Annotated in this window: 22 protein-coding genes and 1 pseudogene; 13 read left to right on the top strand and 10 right to left on the bottom strand. The window is 63.5% G+C overall.

Features of this window, described 5'->3' with window-relative positions:
• Positions 1–68: 68 nt before the first annotated feature.
• On the bottom strand, positions 69–884 hold the full coding sequence (locus J5X93_RS06510; RefSeq protein ID WP_182941575.1) for a carbon-nitrogen hydrolase family protein: 816 nt from the start codon (positions 882–884) through the stop codon (positions 69–71).
• Between the two features lie 122 nt (positions 885–1,006).
• Between J5X93_RS06510 and J5X93_RS06515 the strand changes: the two genes are divergently transcribed.
• Together J5X93_RS06515 and J5X93_RS06520 are read left to right on the top strand one after the other, a co-directional pair.
• A complete protein-coding gene (locus tag J5X93_RS06515; protein WP_102081375.1) occupies positions 1,007–1,822 on the top strand; it encodes a helix-turn-helix domain-containing protein in 816 nt (271 codons plus the stop codon).
• A gap of 28 nt (positions 1,823–1,850) precedes the next feature.
• Positions 1,851–2,043: pseudogene (locus J5X93_RS06520) on the top strand (LuxR C-terminal-related transcriptional regulator); the annotation flags it as partial.
• Between the two features lie 17 nt (positions 2,044–2,060).
• Here the strand turns inward: J5X93_RS06520 and J5X93_RS06525 are convergent.
• Entirely contained in the window at positions 2,061–2,951 is an 891-nt protein-coding gene (locus tag J5X93_RS06525; RefSeq protein WP_043215294.1) for a LysR family transcriptional regulator, read from the bottom strand.
• Positions 2,952–3,102: 151 nt separating this feature from the next.
• Between J5X93_RS06525 and moaB the strand changes: the two genes are divergently transcribed.
• Complete coding sequence (gene moaB, locus J5X93_RS06530) at positions 3,103–3,666, top strand: molybdenum cofactor biosynthesis protein B (RefSeq protein ID WP_372240768.1); 564 nt, start codon at positions 3,103–3,105, stop codon at positions 3,664–3,666.
• 91 nt (positions 3,667–3,757) lie between these two features.
• On the opposite strand, the gene J5X93_RS06535 is transcribed toward moaB, so the two are convergent.
• Together J5X93_RS06535 and moaA are read right to left on the bottom strand one after the other, a co-directional pair.
• The gene (locus tag J5X93_RS06535; protein WP_043215296.1) at positions 3,758–4,657 is read right to left on the bottom strand and encodes a bestrophin family protein; all 900 of its coding nucleotides are present in this window, start codon (positions 4,655–4,657) and stop codon (positions 3,758–3,760) included.
• A gap of 20 nt (positions 4,658–4,677) precedes the next feature.
• Entirely contained in the window at positions 4,678–5,682 is a 1,005-nt protein-coding gene (gene moaA, locus J5X93_RS06540; protein ID WP_043215298.1) for a GTP 3',8-cyclase MoaA, read from the bottom strand.
• Between the two features lie 276 nt (positions 5,683–5,958).
• Here moaA and J5X93_RS06545 point away from each other — a divergent pair, with 276 nt between their 5' ends.
• Positions 5,959–8,286 (top strand): FdhF/YdeP family oxidoreductase, encoded by a 2,328-nt coding sequence (locus tag J5X93_RS06545; protein ID WP_102081370.1) that lies wholly within the window; start codon positions 5,959–5,961, stop codon positions 8,284–8,286.
• Between the two features lie 33 nt (positions 8,287–8,319).
• Here the strand turns inward: J5X93_RS06545 and J5X93_RS06550 are convergent, their stop codons facing one another.
• Positions 8,320–8,778 (bottom strand): Lrp/AsnC family transcriptional regulator, encoded by a 459-nt coding sequence (locus tag J5X93_RS06550; protein ID WP_182941573.1) that lies wholly within the window; start codon positions 8,776–8,778, stop codon positions 8,320–8,322.
• A gap of 156 nt (positions 8,779–8,934) precedes the next feature.
• Here J5X93_RS06550 and J5X93_RS06555 point away from each other — a divergent pair, with 156 nt between their 5' ends.
• Positions 8,935–10,119 carry a trans-sulfuration enzyme family protein gene (locus J5X93_RS06555; protein ID WP_043215825.1) on the top strand — a complete coding sequence of 395 codons (1,185 nt, stop codon included), beginning with the start codon at positions 8,935–8,937 and terminating at the stop codon, positions 10,117–10,119.
• A 111-nt stretch (positions 10,120–10,230) separates the two neighbouring features.
• Here the strand turns inward: J5X93_RS06555 and J5X93_RS06560 are convergent, their stop codons facing one another.
• Positions 10,231–10,464, bottom strand: a complete 234-nt coding sequence (locus J5X93_RS06560) for an HP1242/YdcH family protein (RefSeq protein ID WP_182941571.1) — start codon at positions 10,462–10,464, stop codon at positions 10,231–10,233.
• A gap of 118 nt (positions 10,465–10,582) precedes the next feature.
• Between J5X93_RS06560 and J5X93_RS06565 the strand changes: the two genes are divergently transcribed.
• From J5X93_RS06565 to J5X93_RS06585, 5 genes are all read left to right on the top strand, one after another.
• On the top strand, positions 10,583–10,957 hold the full coding sequence (locus tag J5X93_RS06565) for a 5-carboxymethyl-2-hydroxymuconate Delta-isomerase (RefSeq protein WP_182941569.1): 375 nt from the start codon (positions 10,583–10,585) through the stop codon (positions 10,955–10,957).
• A gap of 148 nt (positions 10,958–11,105) precedes the next feature.
• Positions 11,106–12,746, top strand: coding sequence for a phosphoethanolamine transferase (locus J5X93_RS06570; protein ID WP_182943365.1), 1,641 nt, complete (start codon positions 11,106–11,108; stop codon positions 12,744–12,746).
• Positions 12,747–12,825: 79 nt separating this feature from the next.
• Positions 12,826–13,956 (top strand): ribonuclease D, encoded by a 1,131-nt coding sequence (gene rnd / locus J5X93_RS06575; protein ID WP_070571426.1) that lies wholly within the window; start codon positions 12,826–12,828, stop codon positions 13,954–13,956.
• On the top strand, positions 13,956–14,249 hold the full coding sequence (locus tag J5X93_RS06580; RefSeq protein WP_043215465.1) for a YcgL domain-containing protein: 294 nt from the start codon (positions 13,956–13,958) through the stop codon (positions 14,247–14,249). Before rnd ends, J5X93_RS06580 begins: the two co-directional genes overlap by 1 nt.
• A gap of 78 nt (positions 14,250–14,327) precedes the next feature.
• Entirely contained in the window at positions 14,328–15,260 is a 933-nt protein-coding gene (locus J5X93_RS06585) for a D-2-hydroxyacid dehydrogenase (protein ID WP_043215467.1), read from the top strand.
• A 93-nt stretch (positions 15,261–15,353) separates the two neighbouring features.
• Here the strand turns inward: J5X93_RS06585 and J5X93_RS06590 are convergent, their stop codons facing one another.
• A complete protein-coding gene (locus tag J5X93_RS06590; RefSeq protein ID WP_182941567.1) occupies positions 15,354–15,947 on the bottom strand; it encodes a nitroreductase family protein in 594 nt (197 codons plus the stop codon).
• 219 nt (positions 15,948–16,166) lie between these two features.
• Between J5X93_RS06590 and J5X93_RS06595 the strand changes: the two genes are divergently transcribed.
• Both J5X93_RS06595 and J5X93_RS06600 read left to right on the top strand, forming a co-directional pair.
• Positions 16,167–16,616: a YcgN family cysteine cluster protein gene (locus tag J5X93_RS06595; RefSeq protein WP_043215470.1), complete on the top strand. Its 450-nt coding sequence runs from the start codon at positions 16,167–16,169 to the stop codon at positions 16,614–16,616.
• A gap of 49 nt (positions 16,617–16,665) precedes the next feature.
• On the top strand, positions 16,666–17,874 hold the full coding sequence (locus J5X93_RS06600; RefSeq protein WP_102081369.1) for a hypothetical protein: 1,209 nt from the start codon (positions 16,666–16,668) through the stop codon (positions 17,872–17,874).
• Positions 17,875–17,971: 97 nt separating this feature from the next.
• Here J5X93_RS06600 and J5X93_RS06605 read toward each other — a convergent pair whose 3' ends face one another.
• The 3 genes from J5X93_RS06605 to J5X93_RS06615 form a co-directional block, all read right to left on the bottom strand.
• The gene (locus tag J5X93_RS06605; protein ID WP_043215502.1) at positions 17,972–18,253 is read right to left on the bottom strand and encodes a YgaP family membrane protein; all 282 of its coding nucleotides are present in this window, start codon (positions 18,251–18,253) and stop codon (positions 17,972–17,974) included.
• Positions 18,254–18,380: 127 nt separating this feature from the next.
• Positions 18,381–18,851, bottom strand: a complete 471-nt coding sequence (locus J5X93_RS06610) for an RNA methyltransferase (protein ID WP_043215476.1) — start codon at positions 18,849–18,851, stop codon at positions 18,381–18,383.
• 70 nt (positions 18,852–18,921) lie between these two features.
• Positions 18,922–19,293 (bottom strand): YajD family HNH nuclease, encoded by a 372-nt coding sequence (locus tag J5X93_RS06615; protein ID WP_043215477.1) that lies wholly within the window; start codon positions 19,291–19,293, stop codon positions 18,922–18,924.
• Between the two features lie 133 nt (positions 19,294–19,426).
• On the opposite strand from J5X93_RS06615, the gene J5X93_RS06620 reads away from it, so the two are divergent.
• A complete protein-coding gene (locus J5X93_RS06620) occupies positions 19,427–19,705 on the top strand; it encodes a hypothetical protein (RefSeq protein WP_043215479.1) in 279 nt (92 codons plus the stop codon).
• Positions 19,706–19,716 lie beyond the last annotated feature (11 nt).

Raw genomic sequence — 19,716 nt, forward strand, 5'->3', positions numbered from 1 at the left:
CAGCACTTGAGGGAGCGGGTTTACTCGCGAAGCAGGCGCCGCGGTTTAGTACAGGCGCCACCCGGGACTTAGCCGATGAGCAGTTCGCGCAGGCCGTTGGGATGCTCGATGCGCTCACCCGGCAGGGCGATGCGCTGGTTGGCGCGGTAGTCGTGGAAGGCACGGGCCTTGCCGATCAGCGACAGATCCAGGGTCACGGTATGCCGTGACTCGCCCCGGCCTGCCTCGAACAGCGTCCTGCCAAAGGGGTCGACCCCCAGACTGTTGCCGACGAACATGCAGTCGTCCGGCCCATTGCCCACCCGATTGGCCACCACGGCGAACACCTGGTTCTCCATCGCCCGGGCCATCACCGACACACGATGCACGTCATCCTCGGGCTCGGCCAAGCCATCGGTGATCAGCATCACCTGTGCGTCGAGCGCCGTCAGTGCCCGGGCCGTCTCGGGGAACTCGCTGTCGTAACAGATCAGCAGGCCGATGCGCACCCCACGCCATTCCACGGTGGAGAAGCGATCCCCAGGCACCACGATGCCATGCTCCGGCACCCACAGGTGGGTCTTGCGGTAAGTGAGCAGAATGCCTTCTGGCGCGATGAACAGCGTGGTGTTGTAGAAGGTGCCATGGGCATTTTCATAAAGCCCCAGCACCACCGCCACATTGCGCTGGCGCGCCGCTTCGACCACCGCCTGCACGGCTTCGCCCTCGACAGATTCCGAGAGCATGCCGACGTCTTCCTGGCTGAGAAACCCGGTCAGGTGCGACTCGGGGAACAGCACGACGTCGGTGTCCGGCGCACACTGGGCGATGTCCTTGAGGATGCAACTGAGGTTGTAGGGCGTGTCGCCATCGCGCGTCGTGGTTTGTATGACTTCGATCTTCATAGGGCGTCCGTCTCGTGGTGTCCGACCGCTTTGAGGTCGGGTGACTTTTGCAAAGGGTGATGCAAGTATGAAAACAACGACTGTCAAAACAATCACGCCGAGTGGTTAACCCGGGGGTAGGCATGGGCCTGAGTCTGCAGGATCTTTCGTGGCACCAGGGCATAGGCCAGTGCATCGAGCACCTCGATCGACCAAGCTTCTGGCGCACGCTGGCCACGTTGCTGGGCGACTTCGTCGAAGTGGATTCCTGGGTTGCCTTGTTGTTCAGCCAAGACAAGCCACTGATCTTCGACCAAAGCCCCTATGACCGGGAGGGCATCGACCCCTTGGTGAGCGAATACGCCAATGGTCTGTACCTGCTGGACCCGTTCTACCTCAACAGTCGGGAGCAGGCGCAGACCGGTCTGGTGCGCTTGGCCGACATCGCCCCGGAGCACTTCCAGCAGACTGATTACTACCGGCTGTATTTCACCCATAACGTGGTCGCCGACGAAGTCCAGTTCAACGTGGTGGTGGGGCAGGGGCGCACGCTGTGCCTGTCGCTGGGGGGCTGCCGACGGTTCAGCGCCGAGCAGCTCGCCATGCTGGAGCTGATCCGCCCATGGCTGATCGGCCTGATGCGCCAGCGCCTGCATTTCGAGAGCCTGCCGGAGCGGGCACCTGCGGGCAAACCGGCGCTGGACTTTGCCCAAGGTCGCGATGAAGCGCGCCGGCAGCTGGAGTCGGTGCTCACCGCACGGGAACTGGATGTGGTGCGCTTGATCCTCTCCGGCCACTCCAACAAGGAGGCCGCGGCCAAGCTCGCGCTTTCCGCCGAGACGGTGAAGGTCCATCGGCGCAACGTGTACCGCAAGCTGGACGTGAACTCCCAGAGCGAGCTGTTCTCGCTGTTGTTCCTGACGGGCGAGGCGCTGGGTAGCTTGCGCTCTGTTTCCTAGTTTTGGTGGTCGTTGATGAGATCTGCGCCAACGCCTGATCCCGGCGGGCGAGCCGGTGGCGGCCCAGGTGCGCGATGCGTTGAGTCATTTCAGGGCGGGGCGCTCGGTTGATCCTGCGTGGTTCCTCATCCAAGGCCATGGCTGAACGTCTGGCGATTTCTCCGCAAACCGTCAAGGTTCATCGCCGGCAGTCGTTGGGGCACGATCCGGAGCATCCTTGAGATCTACCGGGACACGCTCAGGGTTGCTGGGCAAACAGCGCCTTGGCCTCGTCGAAGCACTGCTCGGCAATCGCCGAGCGCGGCTCGCTACGGCGCAGCAGCAAGCCTACCGGGCTGTGAATGCTGGCATCGGCGATGGGCAGGATGCGCAAGTGCTCGGACAACTCTTCCAGCCCGCAATCGAGCGGCATCACCGCGCAGCATAGGCCGGTGTTGATGGCCTGGATCAGCTGGAACGTGGAGTCGCTCTCCAGCACCGCAGCTGGCTCCAGGCCCCGGCTGCGCAGGCTCAGGTCCAACGACTGACGGTAGTGCATGCCCTTGCTCAGCAGGCCCAGCGGCAGGTTGGCCAAGGCTTCCCAGCGCAGTTGCGGTCCGTCGAAGGCGAAATGCCGGGTGTCATGCAGCAGGCCCATGGTGGTGGTGCCTAGTTCGATCACCTCGAAGAAGCTGGTATTGACCTGGTCCAGGTAGCAGATCCCCAGGTCCAGCTGGTTGCGGCTCAAGCCATCGATGATTTGCTCGGAGCTCAGCGAACTGACCTGAAAGTGCAGCTCCGGGTACTTCTCGCGCAACGGCAGCAGCAGGTGCATGGGATTGAAGCTGGCCAGCGGCACGGTGCCCAGGCGCAGGCTGCCGACCACCTGTCCACGGCAACTGGCGGCCTCGGCCTGCAGGCCGTCGTGAGCGGCGAGCAGGGTGCGGGCCCAGGCCAGGATGCGCTCGCCGGCTTCGGTGAAGCCCTCGAAGCGCTGGCCGCGCTTGACCAGTACCAGGTCCAGTTCGTCTTCGAGATTGCGCAGGCGCATGGACAAGGTTGGCTGGGTGATGTGGCACAACGCGGCGGCCTGCCCGAAGTGTCGGGTCTGGTCGAGGGCGATGAGGAATTTGAGCTGTTTGATGTCCATGGCGCGGTCTGGCAGGCAAGGAGTCGATTGCGCGACCTTAACCAAGTCTGCCGTGGCTGGCCATTGTTTCGTGATGATAGAGCCGGTTGATGGTTTGGTTCGTCATATCGATTGGACGTCGCCCAAGGGTTGGCCCTAGCGTGATGTGACCATGCCCCATGCAGAGGAAACCAAGGTGAGTGTGAAACCGGATGCAGTGTTCGTACCGCTCAATGTCGCCGTGCTGACCGTCAGCGATACCCGCACCTTCGATAACGATACGTCGGGCGAGCTGCTCGCCACCCGAGCGGTGGAGGTCGGTCATCGCCTGGTGGCGCGCGCGCTGCTCAAGGACGACCTTTACAAGATCCGCGCCCAGGTCGCCCAGTGGATCGCCGATGAACAGGTGCAGGTGGTGATGATCACCGGTGGCACGGGTTTCACCGGTCGCGACAGTACCCCCGAAGCGGTGGAGTGCCTGCTCGACAAGCGTATCGATGGCTTCGGCGAGCTGTTCAGGGCACTGTCGATTCTCGATATCGGCACTTCGACCGTGCAGAGCCGGGCCCTGGCCGGGCTGGCCAACGGCACCTTGGTCTGCTGCCTGCCGGGCTCGACCGGCGCCTGTCGCACGGCCTGGGAAGGCATTCTGGTGGAGCAGCTGGATGCGCGGCACCGGCCATGCAACTTCGTCCCGCACCTCAAGGCGGTGGGAGCCTGCGAAAGCCGCGGCTAGACAAGCGCTTGGCAGGCACCCGCGAATGCGCTGGTGGGCCCACTGATGTAGTCACGCATAAGCCCACTGCGACAGGCCGCGCGGCGGTTGCTCAGCTCAGCACATGATCGACCGGCATCAACGCCGGCGGCAGTGGCTCGTGTCCCAGGGCTGAGAGCACGTCGCGCTCGACGGTGCGTACCAGAGCATCGGTCGGCAGATCGTTTTCATCGCGCCCGAACGGGTCTTCCAGCTCGTTGCCGATGGCGTCCAGACCGAAAAAGGTGTAGCTGATGATGGTGGTGAACGCCGGGGCCAGCCAGCCTAGGGGTTCGGCCAGGGCGAAGGGCAACAGCAGGCAGAAGATGTAGCTGGTGCGATGCAACAGCAACGTGTAAGGGAAGGGCATTGGTGTGCTCTTGATCCGCTCGCAGGTCGCCTGCACCTGCGACATCCCCACCAGGCGCTGTTCGAGCAGGGTGTAACGCCATTCGCTGATGTGCTTGTCTGCGGCCAGGCGCGAGCACTGCTCGCCGATCTCGCGCAGGATGGCGTCGCATGGGTTGTAAGAGCCTGCGCGGGGAGCCTCGGCCAGCCAGGGGCCGGCAGCCTGCAGTTCATCTTCGTTGCGCAGTCGCGCATTCAGGGCGTGGGCAAAGCCGCACAGCCCGCGAAGCAGCCGGGCGCGCAGGTGCTCATCGTTGATCACCTGGCTTTCGCGGATGAACGAGCGCGCTTCGATGATCAGTTGCCCCCAGGCCTTGCGACCCTCCCACCATCGGTCGTAACAGACGTTGTTGCGAAAGCTCATGAAGATCGACAGCGACAGGCCCAGCAGCGTGAATGGCGTAGCACTGACCGGGTAGAAGAACGCCGGAAAGTGATGCTCTATCAGCACGATCAAGGCGGCCAGCAAGGTCACCATCAGGCAGCGCAGGGCAATGCGTTTGACGATCGACCCCTTGAGGGTGAACAGCACGCGCAGCACATCGGGGCGGGGATGGACGATCATGGTGTTCCAGAGGCGGCCGGTCAGCCGCCGGTCATGTTCATGAAACGCAGGATCTGCACCTCGCCACCGACTTCGAAGTGATGGCGGTAGGGCTTGAGCTGCATGGCGTCGCGAATGGCCCGTTCCAGGCGCTCGGCGTCGCCTGGATGGGCGCGCAGGATCTGCTTGAGGTCCATCGAGTGCTCGTTGCCCAGGCACAGCAGCAGGCGGCCCTCGACGGTGAGGCGTACGCGGTTGCAGGTGGCGCAGAAGTTGTGACTGTGGGGCGAGATGAAACCGACCCGGGTGTGTGGTGCTTCGGCCAGGCGCCAGTAACGGGCCGGGCCCTGGGACGACTCGGCCGAGTCGACCAGGGTGAAATGCTCGGCGATGCGTGCGCGCACCTCATCGCTGGAGCAGTAGGACTCGCCGCGCTCATGCTCGTTGATCACGCCCAGGGGCATTTCTTCAATGAAGGAGATGTCCAGTTCCCGATCGACGGCAAAGCGCACCAAGTCGATGATTTCATGGTCGTTGCGGCCTTTTAGCACCACGCAATTGAGCTTGGTACGCTGGAACCCGGCGCTGCGCGCGGCGTCGATGCCGGCGATCACCTGGTTCAAGTCACCCGTGCGGGTCAGGCTGCGGAAACGCTCGGCATCGAGGCTGTCGAGGCTGATGTTCAGGCGTGATACGCCGGCATCGAACAGCGGCTGGGCCAGACGGCCCAATTGCGAGCCGTTGCTGGTCAGGCACAGCTCGCGCAGACCAGGCAGCGCGGCAATACGTGCGCACAGCTCGACGATGCCCTGGCGTACCAGAGGCTCGCCACCGGTCAGACGGATCTTGCGGGTCCCCAGGGCGACGAAACGCTCGGCCACCTGATACAGCTCCTCGAGGCTGAGGATCTGCTGGCGCGGCAGGAACTGCATGTCTTCGGCCATGCAGTAGACGCAACGGAAATCGCAGCGGTCGGTCACCGACATCCGCAGATAGTCGATGCGCCGATTGAATCCGTCGATCAGTGCCCGGGTGTTTTCTTCCACGATCGTGCTCTGCAGGTTAGGTGAAGCGGCGGGGCGCCGCGGACTAGTTCCAAGCTATAACCTGTGCGCACCCCCGTCAAATTGCTTTCCCCGACTAAACGATCAGTCTCCTCTATCATGGCCGCAGGCCAAGAAATACGCGGCTTGCCGGTCTTGATCGAAACCGTTTATCACACTGTCAGGCATATCGATTGGACGCGTTGGGGCCGCTCTTCATAGGCTGGAAAAAAGCCGGAGATTCACTGCCGGTGCATTTTCAAGCGCCCGAGGACCCCCATGAGCGAAGACAACCACATCAGGGATTACAACGGCCCCGCCGCTGGCTGGGGTGCGCTCAAGAGTGTGACCAAGGCCTGGCTGGGCAGCGAGAACGCCTTCAAGAACCTGCGCATGATGCTCAAGACCAACCAGAACGGCGGCTTCGACTGCCCCGGTTGTGCCTGGGGCGAATCGCCGGGAAGCGACATGGTCAAGTTCTGCGAGAACGGTGCCAAGGCGGTCAACTGGGAGGCCACCGGCCGTTCGGTGGACCCGGCCTTCTTCGCCAAGTACAGCGTCAGTGCCCTGGCCGAGCAGAGCGACTATTGGCTCGAATACCAGGGCCGACTGACCCACCCGATGCGCTACGACGCGGCCACCGACCATTACGTGGAAACCTCCTGGGACGACGCCTTCGCGCTCATCGCACAGCACCTGCAGGCGCTCGAGTCGCCCAACCAGGCCGAGTTCTATACCTCTGGGCGGGCCAGCAACGAAGCGGCGTTCCTGTACCAGCTGTTCGTGCGGGCCTTCGGTACCAACAACTTCCCGGACTGCTCGAACATGTGCCACGAAGCCAGTGGCGTGGGCATGTCCAGCACCCTGGGTGTGGGCAAGGGCACTGTGGTGTTCGATGACTTGGAGGAAGCCGACGCGATCTTCGTCATCGGCCAGAACCCCGGCACCAACCACCCGCGCATGCTCGAACCGCTGCGCGAAGCGGTCAAGCGCGGTGCCCAGGTGGTGTGCTTCAACCCGCTCAAGGAGCGTGGCCTGGAGCGCTTCCAGCATCCGCAGCACCCCTTCGAAATGCTCAGCAACGGCTCGGAGCCGACCAACACTGCGTACTTCCGCCCGGCGTTGGGCGGCGACATGGCGGTCATGCGCGGCATCGCCAAGTTCTTGCTGCTGTGGGAACGCGAGGCCCAGGCCAAGGGCGAGCCGGCCGTCTTCGACCACGCTTTCATCGCCGAGCATACCGATGGCGTGGAGGCTTATCTGGCAGCGGTGGATGCGACCTCCTGGGAGCATATCGTCGAGCAGTCCGGCCTGAGCCTGGCTGAGATCGAGCTGGCCGCACGCATGTACCGCAAGGCTGAGCGGGTGATCATGTGTTGGGCCATGGGCGTGACCCAGCATCGTCACTCGGTGCCGACCGTCCAGGAAATCGTCAACCTGCAACTGTTGCGCGGTAACGTCGGTAAGCCTGGCGCAGGCCTCTCGCCGGTACGCGGCCACAGCAATGTGCAGGGTGACCGCACCATGGGCATCGACGAGAAACCCCCGGCCCGCTTGCTCGATGCCCTGGAAAAACGCTTCCAGTTCAAGGTCCCCCGCGAGCATGGCGATAACGCCGTGCTGGCGATCAAGGCCATGGAAGAGAAGCGGGCCAAGGTGTTCATCGGCTTGGGGGGCAACTTCGCCCAGGCCACGCCCGATACACCGCGCACCCATGCGGCGATGCGCAACTGCGAACTGACGGTGCACATCGCCACCAAGCTCAACCGCTCGCACCTGGTGACCGGCCGTGATGCGTTGATCCTGCCGTGCCTGGGCCGCACCGAAATCGACCTGCAGGCCGAAGGCCCGCAAGGCGTCACGGTCGAAGACACGTTCAGCATGGTGCACATCTCCCACGGCCAGCTCAAACCCCGCTCGCCGCACCTGCGCTCGGAGCCGGCGATCATTGCCGGCATGGCCAAGGCGACCCTGGGTAACCATCCGATCGATTGGGAATGGGTGATCGGCGACTATGGACGCATCCGCGAACTGATTGCCGATGTGATCCCAGGCTTTGCCGATTTCAACACGCGCCTAGCGCAGCCGGGTGGTTTCCATTTGGGCAACGCGGCCGCCGATCGTACGTGGAACACGGCGACCGGCAAGGCTCAGTTCACGCCCAGCGAACTGCCTGAGCAACTGGTCAACGCCAAGGTCCTGGCCCGCGGCGACCAGCCGGACCTGATCCTGCAGACCCTGCGCTCGCACGATCAGTACAACACCACCCTGTACGGCCTGGACGACCGCTACCGGGGCGTGTTCGGCCTGCGCGAGGTGGTGTTCGTCAACGAAGCTGACATCCGCCGCCTGGGCTTCGAGCCCGGCGAGCAGGTGGACATGGTCTCGCTCTGGGAAGACGGCCGTGAGCGGCGCGTATCGGGCTTCCGCTTGGTGGCCTACGACCTGCCCGAGGGCCAGGCGGCTGCCTACTACCCGGAGACCAACCCGCTGGTGCCGCTGGAGAGCTACGGCGAAGGGACCTACACTCCAACGTCGAAGTTCGTGGCGATCAAGCTTCAGAAGGCGCGTGCGGACAACAGAATCGAAGTCAGCCACGCAGACTGACTGAAGGCCGGGGCTGCTTTGCGGCCCCAGCGTTCAGCGGTGAACCGGGTACGCCGTGGTGTACTTCATCTGCTCCATGGCAAAGCTCGAGGTAATGTTCGAAAGGCCGTCGGTGCTGGTAATCAGCTTCTTGTAGAAACGGTCATACGCGGCGATATCGCCCACCACTACCCGCAGCATGTAGTCCCAGTCGCCGGACATTCGATACACCTCCATCACTTCCTCGAACCCGGTCACGACCCTGGCGAATTGCTCGAGCCAGGCGCTGTCGTGACGCTGGGTCTTGAGCTGGACGAACACGGTCAGTCCCAGGCCCAGCTTTTCGGGGGCGAGCAGGGCGACGCGGCCGCGGATGAAACCCTCATCCTCCAGGCGCTTGACCCGCTTCCAGCAAGGCGTGGTCGAGAGATTGACGGCTTCGGCCAGGTCCTTGAGGGAGATGGAGGCATCGCGCTGGAGCAGGGTGAGGATATGTTGATCGAAACTGTCCATACCGTTATCGGGCGCCCGTTGAGAAAAAGTTTCTCGAGATTAGCGTGCTTGAAGAATAACGAGAATAGCCAAACAGCCCAGGCAGCAGATTCATCCCCCGCTCGGCGAAGGGCAGTGGATATGCCATAGTGGCGCCTTCCTTCCTCATCATCGTCAATGGACCCGACCATGTCCGACAACAAGCCGCGCAATTTCGCCACCCGTACCATCCACGCCGGCGAGCAGACCAGCGTCGCCGACAACGCCATCTTCCCGGCCATCGTCACCACCAGCTCGTTCATCAAGCGCGGTCTGGATGACCACCCCGAATACGCCTACAGCCGGGTCAGCAACCCGACCCGCCACGCCTATGAAACCTGCGTCGCCGCCCTGGAAGAGGGCGTGGGCGCGGTCGCCACCGCTTCGGGTGTCGGCGCCACGGCCACCGTGCTGGAACTGCTGTCCAAAGACGCCCACGTCGTGGTGATGAACGGCGTGTATGGCGGTACCTTCCGCCTGCTGGAGGACTACCGCAGCCGCACCTCGGGCCTGACCACCACCTATGTCGATCTCAACGACTTGGACGCCGTCGCCGCCGCCATCCGCCCCGAGACCCAACTGATCTGGATCGAGTCGCCAACCAACCCGTTGCTGCACCTGGTGGACATCCAGGCAGTGTGCACGCTGGCCCGTGAGCGCGGCATCCTCACCTGCATCGACAATACCTTCTGCTCACCCTGGAACCAGCGCCCGATCACCCTGGGGGTCGATCTGGTGATGCATTCGGCGAGCAAGTACATCGGGGGGCACTCCGACCTGATCGGTGGCGTGGTGGTGGCGGCCAACGACGAGCTGCTCAAGCGCCTGCGCCGCATCAGCATGGCCGTGGGCGCGATCCAGGGGCCGTTCGACTGCTACTTGGCCCTGCGCGGGCTCAAGACCCTCGATGTGCGTATGGAGCGCCAGTGCGCCAACGCCCTGCGCGTGGCCCAGTTCCTAGAGGGGCATCCGCAGGTCGAGCAGGTGTATTACCCGCAGCTCGAAAGCCATCCGCAGCATGAGCTGTGCAAGCGACAGATGCGCGGCGGCGGCGCGGTGGTGGCGATGAAGATCAAGGGCGACCGCGCTGCGGTCAACCGCCTGGTGCAAGCGCTGTCGATCTTTGTGCTGGCCGATTCGCTGGGAGGGGTGGAGAGCATGATCAACCACTCCTGGAGCATGTCGCACAACTCCCTGAGCCCCGAGCAGAAGGGGCAGATGGGCATCAGCGAGAACCTGCTGCGCCTGTCGGTGGGTATCGAAGACTACCGCGACCTGATCGAGGATCTGGAGACCGGGCTCAAGGCTTCGGCCGGGGCGTAACGACAGCCGCTTGGGTCGTATGTCTGGCTTTCGCGGGTGAACCCGCTCCCATTGGCTTTTGCAGAACCTGTGGGAGCGGGTTCATCCGCGAATGTTTTTGAAGAGGGAATGTTATCTGGAGGGATGAACGATCCGTTCGATCTTGTCCTTGATCAGCAGGCGCTCCTTGCGCAAGCGATTGACCGCGTCGTCAGCGGTACCGTTGCCTTCGGCGGCCACCACTTCCTTGTCCTTGGCGTTGTACTCCTTGTGCAGTTGATGGAGCGTCTGGTCCTTGTCGATCAGCGCCTGGAAATCGTCAGCGGAAATGTGCAGGTCAGCGAGCAGATCATGCGGGACTGGCATTTCTTCACCTCGGGTCAGGGGTTGGCAAAAAGTCCTGAACCTTGAGGATAGTCGCCTTTGCCCGGTTGCGGGACTGGAGTAGGCTGTGGCACTCCCGCCATGACCTGGAACCCGCGCCATGCCTCATCTGAACCTGGAATACAGCGACAACCTGGCCGATCTGAATGTCGATCTGCTGCTGATGCGCCTGAACCACACCCTGGTGGGCAGCGGGCAGTTCGCCGACGAGCTGGATATCAAGAGCCGTGCCCAGGCCTTCGCCCATTACCGGGTGGGCACCGCACCGCTCGAACGGGCGTTTGCCCATGTACGGCTGGCGATTCTCAGCGGGCGTTCGGCGCAGGTGAAGAAGCAGTTGTCCGCCAGCCTGCTGGAGGTGCTGAGCGAAGTAATCGCCGCTCGCGAGGGGCTGGATATCCAGCTGTGCGTAGAGGTGCAGGATATCGACCGCGAGCCTTACGCCAAGCTACATCTGCCCGCCGGGAAAAGATGAAATTCATTTAATGTTAAAAAGATATCAGCCAACCCTTTGTTGGCGTCTTTTTCACAAAATCTTGATGGTGTGCTTTCTAGAGTTCGGCCAACTTCCCCGGTGCCCTGGCAGGTGCGTGGGCCGATCTTAATTCTCGACTGCGAACATCATCTTGAACGTAAAAACACTGCGGGCCGAATGGGTCACGTTGCTGGCCAGTCTTTACCTGTTGATCGGGTTCAATACCGCGCTCTGGGAGCACCTGGAAACCGCTGTACCTCCAGGCATGGTGGGCATGTGGCTGTTACTGGCCTTCGCCGTGATGATGCTGTTCGCGTTCAACCTGCTGCTGACGCTGGTGGCGTTCAGGTATGTGCTCAAGCCATTGTTGATCGTGTTGTTCATGAGCGGCGCGGGGGTTGCCTATTTCATGAACCAGTACGGTGTGCTGATCGACACAGGCATGTTCCGCAACATGGCCGAGACCAACGTCGCCGAAGTCCGTGACCTGCTGTCGATCAAGTTTGCCCTTTACATCGGCCTGCTCGGCGTCCTGCCGTCGGTGCTGCTGTGGAAGGCCAGGATCGCCTATCGGCCCTGGCATCGCGAGCTGCTGGGCAAGCTGGTGGTCAGCGGTGCCTGCGTGGCGGCCCTGGGCTCAGTGGCGCTGGTCAACTACCAGGGGCTGTCTTCGCTGTTTCGCAACCACCATGAAATCCGCCTGATGCTCACCCCGAGCAACATCGTCGGCGCCTCGTTCGGTTATGTCAGCGAGCGCCTGAGCAGTGCCGCGCGGCCGTTCCAGCACTACGGTGAGGACGCCAAGCGCGACCCCCATGCCTGGCAGCGCCACGAACGCAAGTCGCTGACCGTGCTGGTGGTGGGGGAGAGCGCCCGGGCCGAGAACTTCGGGGTACTGGGTTATGGACGCGACACCACGCCTCGCCTGAACCAGGAGCAAGGCCTGCTGGCGTTCAGCGATGTGCATTCGTGCGGCACCGAAACCGCCGTGTCGGTGCCGTGCATGTTCTCCGGCATGCCACGCAAGGACTACGATGCTCGCGTTGCCAAGAACCGCGAAGGACTCCTGGACATCCTCCAGCGCGCCGGCCTGAGCGTGCAGTGGCGCGACAACCAGTCCGGGTGCAAAGGCACCTGCGACCGGGTGCAGTTCGTCGATGTCAGCAACCTCAAGGACCCTAAGCTCTGCGCCGATGGTGAATGCCACGACGAGATCCTTCTGCAGGGCCTTGGCGAGCTGCTGGACAATCTGACTCAGGACACCGTGCTGGTACTGCACCAGATGGGCAGCCATGGCCCGGACTATTACAAGCGCTATCCGGCCAGCGCGGAGCGCTTCACCCCGGTGTGCCAGAGCAACGCCCTGAACCAGTGCGACCAGCAGGCCATCGTCAACAGCTATGACAACACCTTGGCTTACACTGACCAGGTGCTGGGCTCGCTGATCGATCTCCTGCGCAGCCGTCAGGACAAGGTCGACACCGCGATGATCTACCTCTCCGACCATGGCGAGTCGCTGGGCGAATACAACCTGTACCTGCATGGCACACCCTACATGTTGGCGCCCGAGCAACAGCGTCATGTGCCGCTTTTGGTGTGGTTCTCCGACAGCTACCGCCAGGACTTCGCCCTCGACACCGACTGCCTGGGCCGTCTGCGCGACGCGCCGCTGAGCCAGGACAATCTGTTCCATTCGATGCTCGGCCTGTTGCAGGTGCGTACCGAGGTCTACCGGCAATCGATGGATATGTTCGCCAGCTGCCGGCCGTGGATGACCGCCGACCGTTGATCAAACCAAGGATGGCGCAGGTTTCACCCCCAATGCCCGCGCCGTATATACTGCCCGCCATTATTTGTGGGAGAGCCTCGTGGGCATCGAAATACACTGGATACGAGATGACCAGACCCTGGCCGAACACTGCCGGGCCTGGCGCGAGCTGCCCTTCGTGGCGCTCGACACCGAGTTCATGCGGGTCGACACGTTCTATCCCAAGGCCGGCCTGATCCAGGTCGGTGAAGGCAACCGGGCTTTTCTGATCGACCCATTGCTGATCCGCGACTGGCAGCCGCTGGCCGAGCTGCTTGAGGACAACGGCGTGGTCAAGGTGCTGCACGCCTGCAGCGAAGACCTGGAAGTGCTCCTGCGCCTGACCGGCAAGCTGCCGCAACCGCTGTTCGACACCCAGCTGGCTGCCGGCTATCTGAATATCGGCTTCTCCATGGGCTACTCGCGCCTGGTGCAAGAGGTCCTAGGCATCGAGTTGCCCAAGGGCGAAACCCGTTCGGACTGGCTGCAACGGCCATTGTCCGAAACCCAGGTCAGCTACGCCGCCGAGGATGCCGTGCACCTGGCCGAGCTGTTCAGTGCCCTGCGCCCGCGCCTGTCGGACGACAAGTATGCTTGGGTGCTCGAAGACGGCGCCGAGCTGGTTGCCCAGTTGCGCCGCGAAGTCGAGCCGGAGCTGCTTTATCGCGACGTGAAGCTCGCCTGGAAGCTCAGCCCCCAGCAACTGGCGGTGCTGCGCGAATTGTGCATCTGGCGCGAGCGTGAGGCCCGCAGCCGTGATGTGCCGCGCAACCGCGTGCTGCGTGAGCACTCGCTTTGGCCCATGGCCAAAAGCCAGCCGGACAACCTGTCGGCCTTGGCCCGGATCGACGACATGCACCCGCGCACCATCCGCCAAGACGGCGAGTTCCTGCTTGGCTTGATCAAGCGCGCGGCGAGCCTGCCGGCCGAACAGTGGCCGCAAGCCTTGCCCGAGCCGCTGCCGATCGAGGCCTCCGGCATCCTCAAGCGTCTGCGCGCGGTCGGCCAGGCCGAAGGCGAGCGTCTGGGTATCGCCCCGGAACTGATGCTCCGCAAGAAAACCCTCGAAGCCTTGCTCAAGAGCGGCTTCCCCAACGGCCCCTATCAACTGCCCGATTCGCTGCGCGGCTGGCGCCGCGAGCGCATGGGCCAGGCCCTGCTGGACAGCCTGGCAGGCGCCGGAGACTCCTGATGAAACGTATTTGCTCGATCTACAAGAGCCCTCGCAAGAACGAAATGTACCTCTATGTGCTCAAGGCCGAGGGGCTGGCGCGAGTGCCCGAGGCCTTGCTGCCCTTCTTTGGCACCCCGGTGCATGCCTTCGACCTGGTGTTGACCCCCGAGCGCAAGCTGGCGCGTGAGGACATCGCCAAGGTGCTTGAGAACCTCGACAACCAGGGCTACCACCTGCAGATGCCACCGCCCGAGGACGACTACATCGAGCACCTGCCCGAAGAGCTGCTGCGCCGCAACGACCCGGCCTGACCTCGGCCCGGTCCCCATCGTTCGTCAAGCGACCCGCCTGCCGGGTCGTTTTCGTTGTTTGCCAAGGTTGTCTTCTACATGCGCGTTCTGATCGCTGAACAGGATCATGCCAACTATGCCCGCCTGCTGGGCGAGGCGGCGCCAGAGCTGGATATCGTGACCAGCGGCGATTCCGCCGAATTATCGCGTCTGGCGCCTGACTGCCCGGTATGGCTGGGCCAGCCCGACCTGCTTGCCAGTCTGCTGCGCCAGGGCCATGCGCCCCGGTGGATACAGTCCACCTGGGCCGGCATCACGCCGCTGCTGGCCAAAGGCCTGCCGCGTGATTACCGCCTGACCCGTGCGGTCGGTATCTTCGGCCAGGTGATGGCCGAATACATGCTCACCTACATGCTGATTCACGAGCGCGACGTGCTGGCGCGTCTGGTCAGTCAAGTCGAGCGCCGTTGGGATGATCGTCCGGGGCGCTCCCTCGAAGGTCGTCGGGTGCTCGTGGTGGGCACGGGCGATATCGGCCAGCGGGTCGCCGAGTTTCTCGTGCCGTTCGGCGTGACCTTGTATGGCATTGCCAGCAGTGCCCGCGAGCAGGCGCCATTCGTCGAGGTGGCCGGGCTCGAGGACTTGCCGCGCATGGTGGCGCAGGCCGACTACGTGCTCAACCTGCTGCCGGACACGCCGGCGACGCATGATCTCTACGATGCTGCTCTGTTCAAGTGCTTCAAGCCCAGCGCTCTGTTCATCAATGCCGGGCGCGGCGTGGCAGTGGTCGATGCCGACCTGGTGGAAGCCTTGAAGCAGGGCCATCTGGCCGGGGCAGTGATCGATGTCTGCCGGCAGGAGCCGCTGCCTCAGCGCCATCCGTTCTGGACGGCCTGGGGCCTGCTGTTGACCGGGCACAGCTCGGCGCCCACCTCGCCGGTGGCGATGGTGCGGTTGTTTGTCGAGAACATGCAGGCGTATCAGGCGGGGCAGGGGTTGCGCGGGGAAGTGGATTTCAAGCGCGGGTACTGAGTCGGTCGCAGTTCGCGGATGAACCCGCTCTCACAAAGACCGCACGGTCTCTTGCAGGAGCGGGTTCATCCGCGCATCAGGGCCGGGAGAGCCTCAGAGGCTGAAGTCGCCCTCGGCCGCCAGTTCGCTCAGCGGACGGCGTGGGCTTGGCTCTTCACGCGCTTGCAGGGCCTCGGCCAAGGTGGCCTTGTCGCCGAGCTTGCCGATCGCCACCATCGCGTGCAGCGCATAGCCTTCGGGGATTTTCAGCTCCTTGCGAGCCAGCTCCTGATCGAAACCGGCCATGCCATGGGTGTGCCAGCCGCTGATGCTGGCTTGCAGCGCCAGGTGGCCCCAGGCGGAACCGGTGTCGAAGGTGTGCCACAGGGCCGGTTTTTCCTCGCTGGAGCCAGGGGCGGCGAAGGTGGTCTTGGACATCACCAGTACCAGCGCCGAGGCCTGTTGCGCCCAGCTGCGGTTGAACTCGTTGAGGATGCCCAGGTAGCGCTCCCAGTTCGCCGTGTCACGGCGGGCATACAGGAAGCGCCAAGGCTGTGAGTTGTAGGCCGAAGGCGCCCAGCGCGCGGCCTCCAGGAAACTCAGCAGGGTCCGCTCGCTGATCGGCTCGGCGGTGAACGCCCGTGGCGACCAGCGGTTGATGAACTGCTCATTGATGGCGTAGTCGGCGATGCGTGGGTTGGCGCTCATGCGTGCTCCTGCAAATGGACGGGAAAGCGCGCACGCTACTGCGTCTGGTCGGCACTGACAAGCGGTCTGGCTTTGGTTCGGGACAGGCTCTAGACTGGCGCCGCCATGGCGGCAGCTGCGCGTTTGAAGCTGCTAGCCACAAGAAAAAGCCGTTACGCCCGCTCTTGCTTGAAGCGTGTTGTTTCAAGCATGCCGCTGGCCCAAGCAGGAACACGTGTGATGATCGCCGATACCGCGCCCTTCTGGCGGCGCAAGACCCTCGAGCAACTCGACCCGCAAGAATGGGAGTCGCTGTGCGACGGCTGCGGCCTGTGTTGCCTGCAGAAGCTCGAGGACGAGGACGACAACAGCGTCTACTACACGCGCATCGCCTGCAAACTGCTGGACCTCACCACCTGCCAGTGCAGCGACTACCCGAACCGCTTCGCCCAGGTGCCCGACTGCATCCAGCTCACCCCGGGCAAGGCCGACCAGTTCAAGTGGTTGCCCACCACCTGCGGCTATCGCTTGGTCAGTGAAGGCAAGGACTTGCCTGCCTGGCATCACTTGGTCTGCGGGGATCGCAACCAAGTGCATGAACAGCGTATTTCCCAGTCTGGGCGCATGCTCAGCGAGCACGATGTCGACGAGGACGACTGGGAAGACCACCTCATCTTCCGCGCCGGCTGATCACGTCGCGCATTTTTGTCTTTCGCTTCTGGGAACAAGGAGTTTCTGCATGCGTTGCCATTTGTTGTGGGTTCTGGGCCTTCTGGCCTGTACGCCGGCCTGGGCCAAGAAAGTCGATCTGGATTACCAGGTGCGCCTGCTGCCGGCGAGCGGGCAGGCCGAGGTGCATCTGACCCTGGCCGATGGCAGTGTGGTGCGCAGCCTGGATTTCGACCTGGGCAAGCACAGCGCGTACAGCGATTTTCACGCCGATGGCCAATGGCAGGTGCAGGGCGAGCGGGGGATTTGGCGCCCGGCCTCGGGCAAGACCCAGCTCAGCTATCGCGTGCAGCTCGACCAAAAACCACGGGGCGGCGCCTATGAAAGCCGCATCACGCCGCACTGGGCGTTGTTTCGCGGGGACCAGCTGGTGCCGCCAGCGCGCCTGGACCAGCAGGACGGCACCGAGCTGGTGGCGCGCCTGATGTTCGAGTTGCCGACAGGCTGGAAGAGCGTAGAAACCGCTTGGCCACGTATCGGCAAGCAGAAGTTTCGCATCGACGATGTCTCGCGCCTGTTCGACCGTCCGACCGGCTGGATGCTTGCTGGCAACCTTGGCAGTCGCCGGGCGCGGTTGGGCGAGACGGAGGTCACCGTGGCCGCGCCGCAAGGCCAGGGCTTGCGGCGGATGGACACACTGACTTTGTTGACTTTCGTCTGGCCGCAGGTGCAGGCCGTGTTCCCGCGCAATCCGCCCAAACTGCTGTTGGTGGGGGCGCGGGATGAAATGTGGCGCGGGGCGCTGGCCGGGCGTAATTCCATCTATCTGCACAGCAACCGGCCATTGATCGGTGAAAGTGGCGCCAGCCCTTTGATGCGTGAGTTGGTTCAGGTATTCGCCCAGATCAACGACCGTGAGGGCAGCGACTGGCTCGGGGAAAGCCTGGCTGACTACTACGCCACCGAGCTGCTGCGCCGGGCTGGGGGGCTCAGTGATGACCGTTACGAGGCCTGGCAGGCGCGCCTGCACAAACAGGCTGCCAAGGTCACCCGTCTGAGAGGGGAGAGGGCTGATGCCGCCCAGGTTGCCCGAGGTGTGCTGCTGCTCCAGGCCCTGGACCGCGAGATCCGCCTGCACACCCAGAACAAACGCTCGCTGGACGACGTCACCCGTGCGTTGATGCGCCTGCCCAGCGTCAGCACGGCAGAGTTCATCCAGCTCAGCGAAAGCGTGCTGGGACGATCTTCCGAGGTGCTGGACAGCAAGGTTCTGCGCTGAAGTTCCGAGGGTTTGTCCGCGGGTAAGCCCGCTCCACAGATGTTTCGATGTTCCCACTGTGAGGCGGCTTTACCCGCGAATGCGCCACGCAGGCGGCTCAGCCTTTGGCCTTGAGCGCCTTCAACTGCTCCGCACTGCGTTCGATATCGTCGCGCAGGCGCAGGTACTCCGCCCTGTGACGTTGCCACCATGCCTTGGTCGAGCAGTGTCCGCTGATCCCGCGGGCCAGGGCCATGCCGCCTACCACGATCTGCAGCAGCCCGAGCGCGCCGCCATGGCGCAGCCCCTTGCCGATCATCAGCGCGCCGCCTGCCAGGGAGCTGGCACGCTCCCAGCCGTGGACATTATGGGTATGCACAAGCAAAGGGGTATCACGCATGGCTTGGTCTCCGTGTGGGGTGTAAGTAACTGACCCGCTACGGCTGCTGGCCGTTCAGTTCGATTGCCAGGCGGAACCTGTTGGAGAGCGTTTCAACCGCGCGAAGGCCCCCTCGCGAAGGTGGTGTTCATTTGAATTTGGGCCCCGAGCGGGTATTGAGCCCCTTGGCCATGCGGTCATACAGCACCACATTCACCGTTGCCGCCAGGTTCATGCAGCCTTCGGTGGGGATGTAGATGGTTTCTTCGCACCAGGCCCGGACATCGGCGCTCAGGCTGCCGTCTTCGGGACCGAAGATGTAGAGCGCGCGGTCGGGATGGGTGTACTCGGGCAGGGGGCGGGCGCCTTCGACCAGTTCCACGGCCACCGGGGTGCAGCCCAGGGGGATGATGCGCTGCAGATCGTCGATACCGATCAGCGGGATGTCGTAGTGCACGCGTTTGGTGTCGGTGACGAAGTCGCGGGCGCGCTCATAACGCTTGCCGGTGTAGAACACCGAATTGACGCCGTAGCAACCTGCTGCGCGCATCACCGAACCTACGTTCTCTGCCGACTTGGGATTGAACAGGCCGATGCAGCTGTACCGTTTGTTTGCCACGTGCCGGGGTCCTTCGCAAAAAAAGCGCGATTATACGGACTCGCCGGCGGCAGCGGAGGCGATTCGACGATCAGTCTTTCTTGAGCAGGCTCGCAAGGCCGGCGAACGGGTTGTGGGTTGCCTTGGCGATGCTCGGGGTACTGGTGGAACCTTCGCTGAAATACTGCTGGTCGGTGTAGCGCGAGTGCTCGTTGTCGTGGCAGTACAGGCACAGCAGCTCCCAGTTCGAACCATCCTGGGGGTTGTTGTCGTGGTTGTGGTCGCGGTGATGCACGGTCAGTTCGCTCAGGCGCTTGCCGGAGAACTCGCGGGCGCAGCGGCCGCAGACGTGCGGGTACATCTTCAGGGCCTTGTCGCGGTAGCCCATTTCCTTGTCGCGCTTGGCGTCGGCGAGGATGCGGTCGAGGCGGGCAGTGGCGGCGGAAGTAGAGGCCGAGCTCATGGGTGTTACCTTTCTAGTGTTCAGGCGGATGACGGTTTTACCGTTGAGTCTAGCGCGCCTGCGCTGTCCTCGGACAGGCGAAAACGCAGGAATGGGCATAGCCTGTAGGTAGGTTCCAGACAGGAGGTTGCTGATGTTTCCTGCGATCCTCGCCGTATCGATCCTTGCTCTTGCGCCGTGCGCCGAGGCTGCGGGCCAGCCGACGCCGCGGATCAACACGTCAGTGCCAGGGGCGCCGGGCACGCCGACGCCGACACCTTACCCACAGATCACCCCGAGCACGCCGCCCAAGGCCGGCGACAACCGGCCCGGTGCGCCGCTGCTGCCGCCGATGCCGCTGCCCGGGCCGCGCAAAGACCAGCCTCTGCCAGGGCTACAGCCGGAGCCGCCGAAGGCGCCGATCAAGCATTAGCGGCTGGGTGA

The organism is Pseudomonas sp. BYT-1 (assembly GCF_023611805.1).
GTDB lineage: Bacteria > Pseudomonadota > Gammaproteobacteria > Pseudomonadales > Pseudomonadaceae > Aquipseudomonas > Aquipseudomonas guariconensis.

Coding starts and splice junctions, on each gene's coding strand:
- J5X93_RS06555 (WP_043215825.1), top strand. CDS start 8,935: ATGGACCCGACCATGTCCGACAACAAGCCGCGCAATTTCGCCACCCGT.
- J5X93_RS06510 (WP_182941575.1), bottom strand. CDS start 884: ATGAAGATCGAAGTCATACAAACCACGACGCGCGATGGCGACACGCCC.
- J5X93_RS06620 (WP_043215479.1), top strand. CDS start 19,427: ATGTTTCCTGCGATCCTCGCCGTATCGATCCTTGCTCTTGCGCCGTGC.
- J5X93_RS06550 (WP_182941573.1), bottom strand. CDS start 8,778: ATGGACAGTTTCGATCAACATATCCTCACCCTGCTCCAGCGCGATGCC.
- J5X93_RS06515 (WP_102081375.1), top strand. CDS start 1,007: ATGGGCCTGAGTCTGCAGGATCTTTCGTGGCACCAGGGCATAGGCCAG.
- J5X93_RS06535 (WP_043215296.1), bottom strand. CDS start 4,657: ATGATCGTCCATCCCCGCCCCGATGTGCTGCGCGTGCTGTTCACCCTC.
- J5X93_RS06525 (WP_043215294.1), bottom strand. CDS start 2,951: ATGGACATCAAACAGCTCAAATTCCTCATCGCCCTCGACCAGACCCGA.
- moaB (WP_372240768.1), top strand. CDS start 3,103: ATGCCCCATGCAGAGGAAACCAAGGTGAGTGTGAAACCGGATGCAGTG.
- J5X93_RS06595 (WP_043215470.1), top strand. CDS start 16,167: ATGATCGCCGATACCGCGCCCTTCTGGCGGCGCAAGACCCTCGAGCAA.
- J5X93_RS06605 (WP_043215502.1), bottom strand. CDS start 18,253: ATGCGTGATACCCCTTTGCTTGTGCATACCCATAATGTCCACGGCTGG.
- J5X93_RS06615 (WP_043215477.1), bottom strand. CDS start 19,293: ATGAGCTCGGCCTCTACTTCCGCCGCCACTGCCCGCCTCGACCGCATC.
- J5X93_RS06580 (WP_043215465.1), top strand. CDS start 13,956: ATGAAACGTATTTGCTCGATCTACAAGAGCCCTCGCAAGAACGAAATG.
- J5X93_RS06560 (WP_182941571.1), bottom strand. CDS start 10,464: ATGCCAGTCCCGCATGATCTGCTCGCTGACCTGCACATTTCCGCTGAC.
- J5X93_RS06565 (WP_182941569.1), top strand. CDS start 10,583: ATGCCTCATCTGAACCTGGAATACAGCGACAACCTGGCCGATCTGAAT.
- J5X93_RS06585 (WP_043215467.1), top strand. CDS start 14,328: ATGCGCGTTCTGATCGCTGAACAGGATCATGCCAACTATGCCCGCCTG.
- J5X93_RS06590 (WP_182941567.1), bottom strand. CDS start 15,947: ATGAGCGCCAACCCACGCATCGCCGACTACGCCATCAATGAGCAGTTC.
- J5X93_RS06545 (WP_102081370.1), top strand. CDS start 5,959: ATGAGCGAAGACAACCACATCAGGGATTACAACGGCCCCGCCGCTGGC.
- J5X93_RS06600 (WP_102081369.1), top strand. CDS start 16,666: ATGCGTTGCCATTTGTTGTGGGTTCTGGGCCTTCTGGCCTGTACGCCG.